Origin of the sequence: Methanomassiliicoccus sp., assembly GCA_033485155.1 — an archaeon.
Classification (GTDB): domain Archaea; phylum Thermoplasmatota; class Thermoplasmata; order Methanomassiliicoccales; family Methanomassiliicoccaceae; genus UBA6.
Genome location: JAWQJJ010000001.1, coordinates 393,443 through 406,464, shown reverse-complemented (window position 1 = coordinate 406,464; position 13,022 = coordinate 393,443). Strand labels below are relative to the sequence as shown.

Below are 13,022 nucleotides of genomic sequence, written 5' to 3'. Positions count from 1 at the left end.
ATGGCAGAGATGTGGATAAACATGGGCCCTCAGCACCCCATGACTCATGGGCTGTGGAATATGAGGGTCAAGGTCGACGGTGAGACCATCACCGACGCAGAGCCGGTCATCGGCTACCTGCACCGCGGCTGGGAGAAGATGGTGGAGAACCGCCGTTACCCCCAGATCATCCCCATGGCCGACCGGTTGTGCTACGGCTCCTCTTTCACCTGGAGCCACGTGTATTGCATGGCCGCCGAGGATCTCATGGGAGTAGAGGTTCCCGAGCGGGCGAAATACATTCGGGCGATGTCCGATGAGCTGCAGAGGATCGGTAACCACCTCATGTGGCTCGCCGCCATCGGGCCGGACCTGGGTAACCTGACCATCTTCCTGTACGCCATTCGCGAAAGGGAGATGTTCCTGGACCTGTTCCAGTCGCTGTGCGGGGCCAGGATGACCTATAATTATTGCCGCATCGGCGGCGTGAGGAACGCCGCTCCCCCCAACTGGGAACGTGACCTCGTCCGCACCCTCGATTACTTCGAGAAGAGGATGGACGAGTATGAGGATCTGGTGGACCGCAACAAGGTCTTCCGCATGAGGATGGAGGGCCTTGCCCCAATGTCCGGTAAGGATGCCATCAATCTCGGTTTCACCGGCCCGGTCCTGAGAGCCAGCGGCGTGAAGTATGATATTCGCCACAACGACCCCTACGAGATCTACGACGAACTGGACTGGCACATGTGCACTGCCGAGGAAGGCGACACCTATGCCCGTTACCGCGTGCGCATGGACGAGATGAGGATGTCCATGCAGATCGTCAGGGACATACTGAAGAAGATGCCCAAGGACGGCCCCATAAGAGTAAAGCCGCCTCGCAACGCCCCGGTGGGCACTGGATTCGCCAGGATGGAGGACCCCCGTGGGGAGAGTCTCATCTATATCATCGGTGATGGCACCGACCAGCCCTTCCGTGTGAAGGTCAGGAGCCCCTTGTATGTGATCCTCTCGGGCTCAAAGTACCTGCTCCAGGGCTACAAGGTTGCCGATGTCCCCTCAATCCTGGGCATGATCGATGTCTGCATGGGCGAGACGGATAGGTGATCATAATGTATCTCGACATTTGGCAGTTATTAGGCGGTCTCGTTCACTGGTTGATGGTCGACATCATCGGAGCGATTGTCGGATGGATAGGTTTCCATGGCGTACAGCACTGGCTCGGTACCCCCGGCGTCCTCAACTTCGTGACCATCCTCATTGTTGGACTGATCGTGTTCATAGTAGGCATGCTGGTATCAATCACCTTGATCTGGCAGGAGAGGAAGGAGCTTGGCCGGCTTATGGACCGCCGCGGTACCCAGGTCGGTCCGATCGGCCTGTTCCAGAACTTCGCCGATGCCCTCAAGGTGTTGGTAAAGGAGCACATCGTACCAGAAGCGGCGGATAGCCTTGTTTACAACGTCGCCCCGGTGCTCATCATAGGCATCTCGTTGCTGATGTTCGTTACCATCCCATACAGCCCAGGGTTCTACATGTCGAACTCCCAGCTGGGAGTCCTGCTGACATTCGCGCTGTTCGGCATCGTGCCCTTCGCGGTCCTGTTGGGAGGCTGGGCGTCCAACAACAAGTATACCCTCATCGGAGGGATGCGTGCGGCCGCCCAGACCATCGCTTACGAGGTTCCGCTGTTGCTGTCCGTGGTCGGCGTCATCATCCTCGCTGGCAGCCTCAACTTTTTTGATATAGTCCAATGGCAGCAGGACAATGTATGGCTTATCGTGCCGATGATCATCGGCGCCTTGGTTTTCACCATCTCCATGATAGCTGAGCTGGAGCGAGTTCCGTTCGACCTGCCAGAGGCCGAAGCCGAACTGGTCGAAGGCTGGCAGACGGAGTATGGTGGAATGAGGTTCGGACTCATCATGATGTCCGAGTATGCCCGGGGGTTCGTCGGAGCCTCTCTTTTCACCCTTCTGTTCCTGGGTGGATGGGACATGCCGAGCTTCCTGAACTTCGTCCCCGATGGCATATGGTTCCTGCTGAAGATGTTCATCGTGTTCGGCATCATCATCTGGATCAGAGGAGCGATGCCCAGAATCAGGACCGACCAGATCCTGAACCTCGGCTGGAAGAGACTGTTGCCCCTGGCCTCTCTCAACATCGCCATTGCTATCGTTTTCAAGACCCTGGGGTGGTTGTGATGGCTGAGAAGAAAAAGAATAGACAAAAGGAGCTCGGCCTTACTGGCTTTATCTTTAAGCCCATGTGGCTGACCCTGAAGCAGACCTACAAGGCCAGCAGGCACCGGCCAAACACGGTCCAGTACCCCTGGGAGAAGCTCGTCCTCCCGGACGTATTCCGCGGCCGGCCGGGACTGATATTCGACAAGTGCATCGGGTGCGGCATCTGCATGCGCATCTGCCCCAACCGATGCATCGAACTCATCGAGGTCGAGGACCTTAAGCACGAGGAGGGCAAGCCTCCGGCCAAGGTCAAGCGGCCTCGGGTCAACGTCGGCAGGTGCATGATGTGCGGCTACTGCGCCGAGTACTGCCCCACCGACGCCATGATCGTGACCCCGGAATACGAACTGTCCTCCTTTACGAGGGAAGAAATGATCTACGATCCCTACAAGCTGCAGTTCCCTGGAGTCCCCGGAAACGAGGTGCATATCGAGGAAGTGCTGCCCTCGGAGCTGAAGAAGGGGGTCGCCCCCCGGCCCCATGTCAAGAACGTGGACATACCGGTGGTGGAAGATAAGAAGTGCATAAGCTGCTCCCGATGTGCCAAGGACTGCCCAGTAGATGCGGTCAAGATGGTCGAGGTCGGGGTCAACGAGAAGGGCAGGCCGATCAAGCGCCCGGTATTCGACAAGGAGAAGTGCGTCTCCTGCGAGACCTGCGTTGAGGTCTGTCCCAAGGATGCCTTGAAGATGCAGGAGGTGCAGTGATGCCAATCGAGTGGGATTTACTATTCTTCCTGATCATCGCCGCCGTGACCATAATCGCGGCCGTGGCGGTCATATGGTCCAAGGAGATCGTCCGTAGCGTGGTGTGGCTCACCCTGACCTTCCTATGTGTCGGTTTGGTGTACATTTTCCTCAATGCGGAATATCTGGCCATGATCCAGATCACCATATACGTCGGGGCGGTGGCAGTCCTGATGCTGTTCGGTATCATGCTCACCAAGCGCCGTCTGCTGGGAGGTAACCGTGATGAATAAGCGCAACGTCTTTGTCGGGATCACCCTCGTGGCGTTCCTGGTGGTCGTGCTAGGAGCGCTCCTGACCGCCCAATGGCCGGCCGGGTCCTTGACCATGACCAACAACTACGATTTGAGCAGCACCCTGTTCAACGAGTACGGCCTCGCCGTTATGGTCGTAGGCATAGTGCTGTTCGTTTCCATGCTGGGAGGAGTATTCATCGCTCAGGAGGAGAAGGAATGATAGCGATCGAGTACTTCATCGGCCTTTCGGCCATCCTGTTCGTCATCGGCGCGGTCGGCGTGCTCACCAAGAAGAACGCCATCGTCGTGCTGATGTGTATCGAGATGATGCTGAACGCCGCGAACATCAACTTCGTGACATTCTCCGCATTCTCGGGCAACCTGAATGGAATGGTCTTCGCGCTCGTGTCGATCGCGATCGCCGCCGCGGAGGTCGCGGTCGGTCTGGCCATAGTATTGAATCTGTACAAGACCAGGGATACCATCGGTCTTGACGAAATCAACCTGCTGAGGTGGTAATGATGTACTGGAGCGAGCTTGCTTGGTTGATCCCCATCTTTCCGCTGGTTTCCTTCGTCCTGGTCGGATTCCTGGGGAATAAACTCTTTAAAAAGATAGAGAACGGCGGGTACTTCGCCATCCTGATGGCGGCGATCTCCTGCTTCATCTCCCTGATGGTAGCGTATGAGATACTGTCCGGTGGGTATCCCGAGGGCGTGTTCAAGCAGTCCATGACCTGGATGACCGTGCCCGGGTTCACCTTCAACATGGGCATATACATCGATACGCTGACCGCCCTGATGCTGATCGTTGTGTCCTTCGTGGCCACACTGGTCGTCATCTACTCTATCGGCTACATGCACGAGGAGGGTGTGAAGAAGCGCCGCTACTATGCGGTCATCTCCCTCTTCATCGGCGTGATGCTCGGACTGGTCCTGGCATCGAACTACCTGCAGATGTTCATCTTCTGGGAGCTTGTGGGTCTTTGTTCCTACCTGCTCATCGGGTTCTGGAACACCAAGCCCTCGGCCGCTTCCGCGGCCAAGAAGGCGTTCCTGGTCACCCGGATCGGGGACATCATGTTCATGCTGGGCCTGTTCATCTTCTTCGTCGGTTTCCAGGGCAACCTGGATTTCGACTATATCTTCAACAACGTCAGCGCCTTCAGCGGAGGGAACGACCTGCTCACCCTGGGCACGTTCTTCATCTTCGGCGGCGCTATCGGCAAGTCGGCACAGTTCCCGCTGCACGACTGGTTGCCCGATGCCATGGAGGGCCCGACCACCGTATCGGCCCTTATCCATGCGGCGACCATGGTCAAGGCCGGTGTGTACCTGGTGGCGAGGTCCTACCCCGTCATGGTCCACACCCCGGACACCATGCTGATCGTAGCCATAATCGGCGGATTCACCGCCCTGTTTACCGCCACCATGGCGCTGAACAACCCCAACATCAAGCGGGTGCTCGCCTATTCCACCATCAGCCAGCTGGGCTACATGTTCCTGGCGCTGGGGACCGGCGGATACCTGCTGTCGTTGGATGTGTCCAACGCCGGTTACACTGCCGGCATGTTCCACCTGATGAACCACGCGTTCTTCAAGGCCCTGCTCTTCCTTAGCGCCGGTGCGGTCATCCACGCCGTGCACACCGAGGACATGAGGCTGATGGGTGGGCTGGGCAAGAAGCTGAAGATCACCTCCACGGTGATGCTGTTCGGTTGTCTGTCCATCGCTGGGTTCCCGTTCCTTAGCGGGTTCTTCTCCAAGGACGATATCCTGGCAGTGGTATACGAGGCAGGGGAGCACAACCCCCTGTTTTATCTGCTATACATCATGGCGCTGGTCACTGCGTTCCTCACCGCCTTCTACATGTTCCGCCTATGGTTCATGACGTTCAGGGGCGAGCCGAGGGACCACCACGCCTACGACCACGCGCACGAGGCGCCTAAGGTCATGACCGGTCCGCTGGTCATCCTCGGGTTCCTGGCGCTGTTCTCCGGCCTGATCGCCATATTCATGGGCTTCATGAACATCATGGTGCCCACCCTGGTCGGACCGATCGAGTTCGAGTACGTCGCGCCGGTAGATACCCTGATCGAGACCTTCACCCACTGGCTCACCTATCTGTCGATAGCAGCTGGGCTGGGAGGTATCTTCGTGGCCTACATGTACTACGATCGGAAGGCCTGGAACCCCGACGTCTATGTGGCCACACCGGCCCGCCGGAAGATCTACGACATCCTCCTCGCGAGGTACGGCTTCACCGCCGCCTACGACTGGATCGGCCTCAAGGTCGTCTATGGGGTCGCCAAGGTCGTGGACTGGATCGACCGGAAGATCGTCGACGGAATTGTCAACGGGTTCGCCAAGGTGACAGTCAAGCTGGGCAACTTCCTGCGCAAGGGGCAGACCGGCTTCGTACAGTCATACGCGGCCCTCGTCATTGCGGGGGTGTCGATCATCGTCATCCTCCTCTTCCTCTTTGGAGGCGTGATCTAAGATGTTCGAAAACATTCCCATACTTTCCCTGCTGCTGATCGTCCCGTTCGTAGGAGCGCTGGTAACGATCGGCCTGGGTAAGAACCCCAAGGTCGCCAAGTACCTGGCCTTGGTCTTTTCCGGGATCACTCTGGTCCTCGCGACCCTCGTGACCATGAACTTCTCGCTCAGCGCGCCGCTGGGTACGTCGTTCCAGTTCGAGGAGAACTATGAGTGGGTCAGCCAGCTGGGCATCTCGTACCACCTGGGCGTGGACGGCATCAGCATCCTGATGGTCTTCCTGTCCGCACTGCTCGTCTTCCTGGCCGTCATATTCTCCTGGGATGTGGAGGAGAAGACCCGGTCCTACATGGGCCTCATGCTCCTGCTGGACCTGGGCGTCCTGGGCGTGTTCATGTCCCTGGACTACTTCCTCTTCTACATCTTCTGGGAGGTTGTGCTGATCCCGATGTACTTCCTCATAGCGATATGGGGAGGACCGAACCGGGCCTATGCGTCCATTAAGTTCTTCATATATACCCACGTGGCCTCGCTGGTCATGCTGCTGGGCATATTCGCCCTGTACTTCACCGCGAGCCCCCTGCTGGGCCATCCCAGCTTCGATATGGGTCAGATAGCCACGGTGTCCGGTGACATGGGTCACGCCATCCAGGTCATCATCTACGCAGCGCTGTTCTTCGGCTTCATCGTCAAGATGCCGATGGTACCGTTCCATACTTGGCTGCCTGATGCCCACGTGCAGGCCCCGACCGCTGGGTCGGTCCTGCTGGCTGGACTGCTGCTGAAGATGGGGTCCTACGGTATCATCAGGATCTGCGTCTGGACCTTCCCCAACATCACAATGGAAGGCCAGGTTCTCATCGCGGCCATTGGCGTGGTGTCGATGATTTACGGCGCGTTCGCCTGTCTGGCGCAGACCGACCTAAAAAAGATGGTCGCCTACTCTTCGATCAGCCACATGGGCATAGTGCTCCTGGGCATCGCTACCATGACCGATCTGGGCATGGCAGCGGCGGTGTTCCAGATGTTCGCCCACGGTCTGATTACGGCCGTCCTCTTCATGACCTGCGGCATGTTCCAGCACAAGGCGGGGACCAGAGAGATCCCTCTGCTGGGCGGCCTGGCCCCCAAGATACCCATCGTGTCCACGGTAATGATGATGGGGTTCATGGCATCCCTCGGGCTTCCCGGCCTGGTGGGGTTCATGGCCGAGTTCTCCGTCCTCACTGCCACCTACGACTGGGCGGGCCTGTGGGTCATGATCCCGATCGCCAGCGTGGCCCTGACCGCAGCGTACTACCTGTGGGCCATGCAGCGCTCGATCTTCGGCAACCTTACCACCAAGATCGACACCGAGCACATCCACGATGCATACTGGTTCGAGACCGTCCCCCTGGCGGTCCTGATCGGCCTGATCGCCCTGTTCGGCATCTATCCCCGGCTGATAATGGACATCATCGTGCCGTCGATTCCCCGCATCCTGACCGGGGTGATCTAATATGGCTCTAGACTACAGTGCGTTGTACCCTGTGCTGATCATGGTGGCCTTCGCCGCGGCATTGCCCGCGGTGCATTTGGTCGCCAAGTCCAGCCGGGCGGTGGCCGGGGTGTCCGTGGTGGGCATCCTCGCCTCCATGGGCCTTGTGCTCTACTATATGATGAACGGCTACCCGGTGCCCATGGGCGGCCCGAACACCCCGCTCCTACAGTTCGACGTGTTCGCCGCCCTGTTCGCCCTGGTATTCCAGTCCGTGGCCCTCATCACCGTCCTGACCTCGGCCAGATATATCGAGAAGGACCGCCATCAGGCGGAGTACTTCGCCCTCATCATGCTGGCTACCGCCGGCATGATGCTGACGGCCATGGCCGTGGACCTGATCACCCTGTACGTCGGCCTGGAGGTCGCTTCGATCTCCACCTTCGCCCTGGTAGCCTTCCGCAAGAAGGACAAGCGGGGCGCCGAGGCCTCGGTGAAGTACCTGGTCATAGGTGGGCTGTCGTCCGCGCTGTCCCTGTATGGCATATCCCTGCTGTACGGGATCACCGGGACCACCAACCTCGCCGGCGTCAATGCCGCCCTCGCGGCGATGCCCTCGGGGCTTGACCCCGCTGCCTGGATGGCCATCGCCCTCCTGGTCGCCGGTTTCGGCTTCAAGGTCGCCATCGTGCCCTTCCACATGTGGGCGCCCGATGTGTACGAGGGAGCGCCTACTCCCATCTCCGGCCTGCTCGCAGCGGGCTCCAAGAAGATGGGCATGGTGCTGATGTTCAAGGTCTTCATAGTGGCACTCATCGCCTTGAAGGCCGACTGGCAGGTCCTGGCCGGCGTGCTGGCGATCCTGACCATGACCATCGGTAACGTGGTGGCGCTGCAGCAGACCAACATCAAGCGCATGCTGGCCTACTCGTCCATCGGTCAAGCCGGGTACATGATCATCGCCATAGCCGTAGCCACCCAGTTCGCCGTGGAGGGCGGCATCTTCCACATCATAACCCACGCCTTCATGAAGGGCGGGGCGTTCATGATTGTGGCCGCGCTGTCCTATGTGGCACTGGGCGAGAACATCTCGGACTACAAGGGACTGGCCCGCCGGGCTCCGCTCATCGCGCTGTCCATGGCCATCTTCCTCTTCGCCCTGGCCGGCATACCGCCGCTGTCCGGGTTCTGGTCCAAGGTCATACTGTTCTCCTCTGCCATCGACGCCGCACAGGTCGCCGGTCAGCAGTGGATGATGTGGCTGGCCGTGGCCGGTATCCTGAACAGCGCCCTGTCCCTGTACTATTACGTACGCGTGATCAAGTACATGTTCGTGGACGAAGGCGTCAGCACGGAGAAGCTGAAGATCCCAATGTCGATGAGCGTCGCGATCGCCATCTGCGTCATCGCCACCATCGCCATTGGCCTGTGGCCCAACCCGGTCATCGATATCTGCAGCCAGGCCGCTAGGACCCTGTTCCCGATCTGAGGGCTCAAACCTCTTTCTTCCAACCTTTTAGCGCGTCGAGGACGGAGATCGTCCCGACCACTTCGTCTTTTTCATTTACCACTACTATCTGATTCGCGGCCCAGGAATCCATGACTCGGAGGGCATTGGTCACGCTGTCATCCCGCCGGATCTGCACGCAAGGTTGGTTCCCGGTAAGGATGCAGGCGGTGACGAAATCTCGCACCAGGGCCCTCTTCAGGTCCACCCCCCTTACCACCAGCCGTGCGATGTCGGTGTCCCCGATGAGGCCCGCCAGCCGACCGTCGTCCATCACCAGCACGCTGCCGCTGTCCCGCTCGATCATGGCCTCCAGGGCATCGTTCAGCGTGCCCTCGTAGGGCACCGTGGCAGGATCGGGCCTCATGAGATCCATGACCCGCGCCTCAGTGACGTGCTCGGTATTCTCCATCATGCAGTTGAGTTCGGAACGCTGCGGTCATAAAGGTTGCCGCATGGCCGTTGGGGGCGTGACCGGAGGCCGGAGGCCGATTTTTATTCACTTCGGTGGAACCATTCCCGACAGGGGCTGAAGGGCCCGATAAGCGTTAAGTAATCCCTCAGTATTATCACGCCCCATGGTAGCAAGCTGGGACGCTTCTGTAGCTGAGGAACTCCGCCTGGTGGAAGCGGAGATCAGGAACAGCGTCCAATCCCGACAGCCCCTTTTGACCGAGATAGCGATGCATGTGATCAACTCGGGGGGCAAGCGGATGAGGCCGGGAATCGCCCTTCTTTCGTTCTACTGCGTGGGCGGAAAGGAACGACAGAAGATCATCCAGCTCGCCGCCGCCTTCGAACTCATCCATTCGGCCACCCTAGTGCATGACGACATCAACGATGGCGCCGACACCCGCCGGGGGAATATCGCCGCATACCGTAAGTACGGCCTGCAGAGGGCGCTGATCACCGGCGACTTTCTGTTCGTGCAGGGCTTCCGCCTGGGCGGGGCCATGGAGACCCAGGAGGTCGTGGAGATCGTCGCCGAGTCCTGCTCGGCCATGGCCGAGAGCGAGATCCTGCAGATCGAAGTCGAGCACCGCACGGAGACCCCCCTGGAGACCTACATGAGCATCATCGGGGGCAAGACCGCCCGCCCCATCGAGGCCAGCGCCAGAGTCGGCGCCTACATCGGCGAGGGATCGTCCAGCCAGATCGAGGCCCTGGGGCGCTACGGCCTCAATATCGGCTATGCCTTCCAGATCGTCGACGACATCCTGGACATCATTGGTAAGCCCAACGCCCTAGGCAAGCCACTGGGCATGGATGTACTGGACAGCAAGGCCAACCTCCCCCTGATGATAGCCATGCAGGGCCATTATCCGGGCTCGGACCGCATCGCCGAGGTATTCAAGAAGGATCACAAGACCGAAGAGGAGATCGATGAGGTTCTGGCCCTTGTGCGGGCAACCGATGCCCTGGACAGGGCCAGGGACCATGCCATCAGGCTCAGGGACGCCGCCCTCGACGCGCTCAAGGACCTGCCGCCCTCGACATACCGTGACTCGCTGGTCGCCCTCGCCGGGACGGTCCTGGAGCGGACCTACTGATGAATACCGACTTCGACGTAGTCATCGTCGGCTCCGGACCTGCCGGATCGAGCACCGCCGAGCATGCCGCCCTGGGCGGAGCACGGGTGCTGGTTCTCGAACGCAAAAAGGTCGTGGGGGAGCCGGTGGCATGCGGTGAGTTCATGCCTATGGTGGAGGAGATCAAGGACTCCTTCCCCCGGGCAGAGGACCTCGACCCGGTATTCGACATCCCCCAGGAGTACATCTCTCGGGAGATGGACCTGTTCCGCATCGTGTCCCCCACCGGGCACTTCTTCGATGTGCCCTTCCGAGGATACACCACCGATCGGGACCGCTTCGACAAGTACCTGGCATCTAAGGCGGTGAAGGCCGGGGCAGTCATCAAGACTGCCAGCCAGGTCACCTCGGTCAAGGAGGGCGAGGTCAGCACCAGAGACGAGACATACCGCGCCCGGGTGGTGGTCGGTGCCGACGGCCCGATCTCCAAGGTGGCCATGGGCCTGGGGCTCCCGAGGAACGCCGACCTGTATCCGGCGGTGACCTCTCAGGCAATCGGGGACTTCGAGCCGGTCATGGAGATGCATTTCGGCGGCCTTGCCCCCGGCGCCTACGCCTGGGTGCTTCCAAAGAAGCACGGCGCGAACGTGGGGGTGGGCGTGGCTCCGCGGTTCTCCGGCGGCCGGGTGGGCGATTATTTCCAGGAGTTCCTGGAGCAGAGGCATCTAGAGGTCAAAGGGCGGCCTTTCGGCAAGTACGTGCCGTCCAACGGGCCGCTCAGACAGACCTGCACCGCGTCCGGCCTCCTGGTCGGGGACGCCGCCGGCCATGTGATGGCGGTAAACGGTGGAGGCATCCCCATCGCCATGATATGTGGCCGCATCGCCGGCCGGAGCATCGCCGATCATCTGCGCGACGGCACGCCCCTCACACGGTACGAGGAGAGCTGGAAGCGGCAGGTGTACAAGCCCCTGCGCACCGCAGTGCACACCAAGATGCTGGCGTCCCTGTTCTTCGGCGGCCCTCGCCGTCTCGAGTTCTCCATGCGCTTCCTCGGGGAGCGGCGGATGGGCAACATCCTCCGCTGCCGGCCTTCATTTCCGTGATCGGGAGGAGCGCAGCGGGCTTCCGCAGATGGGGCAGTCGGGATGGTTCTCATCCCACTCTCTGCGACAACCGGTGCATCGGTACTTCCAGTGCACCACTTCCTTTATTTCTTTCATCCCCACGCCACGGAACCTGATGCCCATGACTCGGGCCAGGTTCTGTATCGAGTAGTCGTCGGTCAGCAGCTCGGCCTTCAAGTCCATGGCGAGGGCGAGGACCTCGAGATCGGTGGGCGACAACCTGGCGTCGTCCCCGGTGCGCACTGCTGCCTTGCGGACCGCCTCCGCCGCCTGGGGAGATGGCGACGTGACCCTCAGCATATCCTCCCAGAACGTCAATCGAGGGTCCTTGTACTTTCTCAATTCGGCGATGACCCCAGGAGTCACGTACGCCTCGCCAGGGGGGATATCCTGCATCGAGAACAACGCCGATGTGTCAAGGACAAATCTCACGAAAAGGGCATCACAGGTCAATGGGAAATAACTTCGCAACCGCTAAATATCAAGCCCTTAATGCTCACCCATGCAGAGCATATCGGTCGATCAGGAGGTTGTTGATTTTATCCAGAAGAACAAGCGGGACTATCGGGTCTCCACCTCTTGCTCAGGACCAGTCATCGTGCCCATCTCGGTCAAGGCGCCGAAGGAGACGGACCTCAAGGTGAAGGTCGGCAACAACATCCTCTACATCTCGAGGGTACAGGCACGATACATCAACCGGGTCACCCCTGATATGCTGGACCAGTCTAGGTTGGAGAGCTGCTCGGTCTTCTGACCACGAACGCTTCGTCCGCCGCGTGCAGGGCGATCCTCTCGATATCCAGCCGCTTCTCCTGCGCCACCATCAGCTCGGGCGTGGCCATGGTGGCCGGGCGGTGGGGGACGATGGTGCACGGGGAGCCCTTCTGGATCGAGATCTCGTAGGTCCCTATGCGCTTGGCAATGGCCTCGATCTCCAGCTTGTCCAGCCCGATGAGGGGACGGACCACCGGGAACTCCAGTCCGGACTGCTCCGAGACTATGTTGTACAGGGTCTGCGACGCCACCTGGCCCAGCGATTCGCCGGTCACCACCGCATCGGCTCCCAGGCGACGGGCCAGGTTCCTCGCAGTCTTGAGCATTGTGCGCTTGCACAGCACGCACTGCAGATTGTGCTGACAGCGTTCATGGATGAGCAGTTGGTTGACACCGTGGGGAGCGACATAAAGATCGATGGGTTTGCCCATCGCCTCCTCCAAACGGGACGCCAGGCTCAGAGCCTTGTTGACGGCCGAGCAGTCGGCATACGGGCGATTGTCCATATGCAGGAGGGCGATGTCCGCGCCGTTGCGTTCCATCACATATGCTGCCACTGGGGAGTCGATGCCCCCCGACAGCAGACATACTGCCTTCATCTTCCGTCACCCCTGGTCATGAGAAATGCACTCGGAGCTGCTTAGTTATTGATCCGGGGGATATCCTGGACGAAAGTGGGGTACTCGATCTCGTCATCGTCGCCTTCGTCGGCCTCGACGACCAAAGAGAACAATACGTTGAGGACCTCCTTCATCTGCTTCATCTCGTTCCGAAGCTCGTTGATCTCGCGTATGAGGTCCTCATTGCTCTTGGTCATGGTCCAACCCCGGTTTTTGCCTAAGCACAACGTGCGATATAAGGATATTCCAAGAAGGTAACGCTGGCGAAGGGTTGAGGGTAGCA

Annotated in this window: 16 protein-coding genes; 12 read left to right on the top strand and 4 right to left on the bottom strand. The window is 59.7% G+C overall.

What is annotated here, in order from left to right; translation table 11 throughout:
- The 9 genes from SA339_02085 to SA339_02045 are packed head-to-tail and all read left to right on the top strand — an operon-like array spanning position 1 to position 8,671.
- Positions 1 to 1,086 (top strand): NADH-quinone oxidoreductase subunit D, encoded by a 1,086-nt coding sequence (locus SA339_02085; protein MDW5561987.1) that lies wholly within the window; start codon positions 1 to 3, stop codon positions 1,084 to 1,086.
- A 53-nt stretch (positions 1,087 to 1,139) separates the two neighbouring features.
- Entirely contained in the window at positions 1,140 to 2,183 is a 1,044-nt protein-coding gene (nuoH, locus tag SA339_02080) for an NADH-quinone oxidoreductase subunit NuoH (GenBank protein MDW5561986.1), read from the top strand.
- Positions 2,183 to 2,932 carry a 4Fe-4S binding protein gene (locus SA339_02075; protein ID MDW5561985.1) on the top strand — a complete coding sequence of 250 codons (750 nt, stop codon included), beginning with the start codon at positions 2,183 to 2,185 and terminating at the stop codon, positions 2,930 to 2,932. Before nuoH ends, SA339_02075 begins: the two co-directional genes overlap by 1 nt.
- A complete protein-coding gene (locus SA339_02070; protein ID MDW5561984.1) occupies positions 2,932 to 3,204 on the top strand; it encodes an NADH-quinone oxidoreductase subunit J in 273 nt (90 codons plus the stop codon). The genes SA339_02075 and SA339_02070 overlap by 1 nt, the downstream gene beginning before the upstream one ends.
- Positions 3,197 to 3,427 carry a hypothetical protein gene (locus tag SA339_02065; GenBank protein MDW5561983.1) on the top strand — a complete coding sequence of 77 codons (231 nt, stop codon included), beginning with the start codon at positions 3,197 to 3,199 and terminating at the stop codon, positions 3,425 to 3,427. The genes SA339_02070 and SA339_02065 overlap by 8 nt, the downstream gene beginning before the upstream one ends.
- Positions 3,424 to 3,726, top strand: a complete 303-nt coding sequence (nuoK, locus tag SA339_02060; GenBank protein ID MDW5561982.1) for an NADH-quinone oxidoreductase subunit NuoK — start codon at positions 3,424 to 3,426, stop codon at positions 3,724 to 3,726. Before SA339_02065 ends, nuoK begins: the two co-directional genes overlap by 4 nt.
- A 2-nt stretch (positions 3,727 to 3,728) precedes the next feature.
- A complete protein-coding gene (nuoL, locus tag SA339_02055; GenBank protein MDW5561981.1) occupies positions 3,729 to 5,705 on the top strand; it encodes an NADH-quinone oxidoreductase subunit L in 1,977 nt (658 codons plus the stop codon).
- 1 nt (position 5,706) lies between these two features.
- Positions 5,707 to 7,203: a NuoM family protein gene (locus SA339_02050; GenBank protein ID MDW5561980.1), complete on the top strand. Its 1,497-nt coding sequence runs from the start codon at positions 5,707 to 5,709 to the stop codon at positions 7,201 to 7,203.
- Position 7,204: 1 nt separating this feature from the next.
- Positions 7,205 to 8,671, top strand: a complete 1,467-nt coding sequence (locus SA339_02045; protein ID MDW5561979.1) for an NADH-quinone oxidoreductase subunit N — start codon at positions 7,205 to 7,207, stop codon at positions 8,669 to 8,671.
- 4 nt (positions 8,672 to 8,675) lie between these two features.
- Here SA339_02045 and SA339_02040 read toward each other — a convergent pair whose 3' ends face one another.
- A complete protein-coding gene (locus SA339_02040) occupies positions 8,676 to 9,104 on the bottom strand; it encodes a CBS domain-containing protein (protein MDW5561978.1) in 429 nt (142 codons plus the stop codon).
- Positions 9,105 to 9,267: 163 nt separating this feature from the next.
- On the opposite strand from SA339_02040, the gene SA339_02035 reads away from it, so the two are divergent.
- Both SA339_02035 and SA339_02030 read left to right on the top strand, forming a co-directional pair.
- Positions 9,268 to 10,239: a polyprenyl synthetase family protein gene (locus SA339_02035; protein ID MDW5561977.1), complete on the top strand. Its 972-nt coding sequence runs from the start codon at positions 9,268 to 9,270 to the stop codon at positions 10,237 to 10,239.
- Positions 10,239 to 11,324, top strand: coding sequence for an NAD(P)/FAD-dependent oxidoreductase (locus SA339_02030; protein MDW5561976.1), 1,086 nt, complete (start codon positions 10,239 to 10,241; stop codon positions 11,322 to 11,324). Before SA339_02035 ends, SA339_02030 begins: the two co-directional genes overlap by 1 nt.
- On the opposite strand, the gene SA339_02025 is transcribed toward SA339_02030, so the two are convergent.
- Positions 11,313 to 11,777, bottom strand: coding sequence for a nucleic acid-binding protein (locus SA339_02025; protein MDW5561975.1), 465 nt, complete (start codon positions 11,775 to 11,777; stop codon positions 11,313 to 11,315). The two genes, SA339_02030 and SA339_02025, sit on opposite strands and share 12 nt — an antisense overlap.
- Positions 11,778 to 11,847: 70 nt before the next feature.
- Between SA339_02025 and SA339_02020 the strand changes: the two genes are divergently transcribed.
- Positions 11,848 to 12,099, top strand: a complete 252-nt coding sequence (locus SA339_02020; protein ID MDW5561974.1) for a hypothetical protein — start codon at positions 11,848 to 11,850, stop codon at positions 12,097 to 12,099.
- Here the strand turns inward: SA339_02020 and SA339_02015 are convergent.
- Positions 12,071 to 12,718, bottom strand: a complete 648-nt coding sequence (locus tag SA339_02015; GenBank protein MDW5561973.1) for a tRNA 4-thiouridine(8) synthase ThiI — start codon at positions 12,716 to 12,718, stop codon at positions 12,071 to 12,073. The two genes, SA339_02020 and SA339_02015, sit on opposite strands and share 29 nt — an antisense overlap.
- A 41-nt stretch (positions 12,719 to 12,759) precedes the next feature.
- Positions 12,760 to 12,936: a hypothetical protein gene (locus SA339_02010; GenBank protein MDW5561972.1), complete on the bottom strand. Its 177-nt coding sequence runs from the start codon at positions 12,934 to 12,936 to the stop codon at positions 12,760 to 12,762.
- Positions 12,937 to 13,022: the final 86 nt, after the last annotated feature.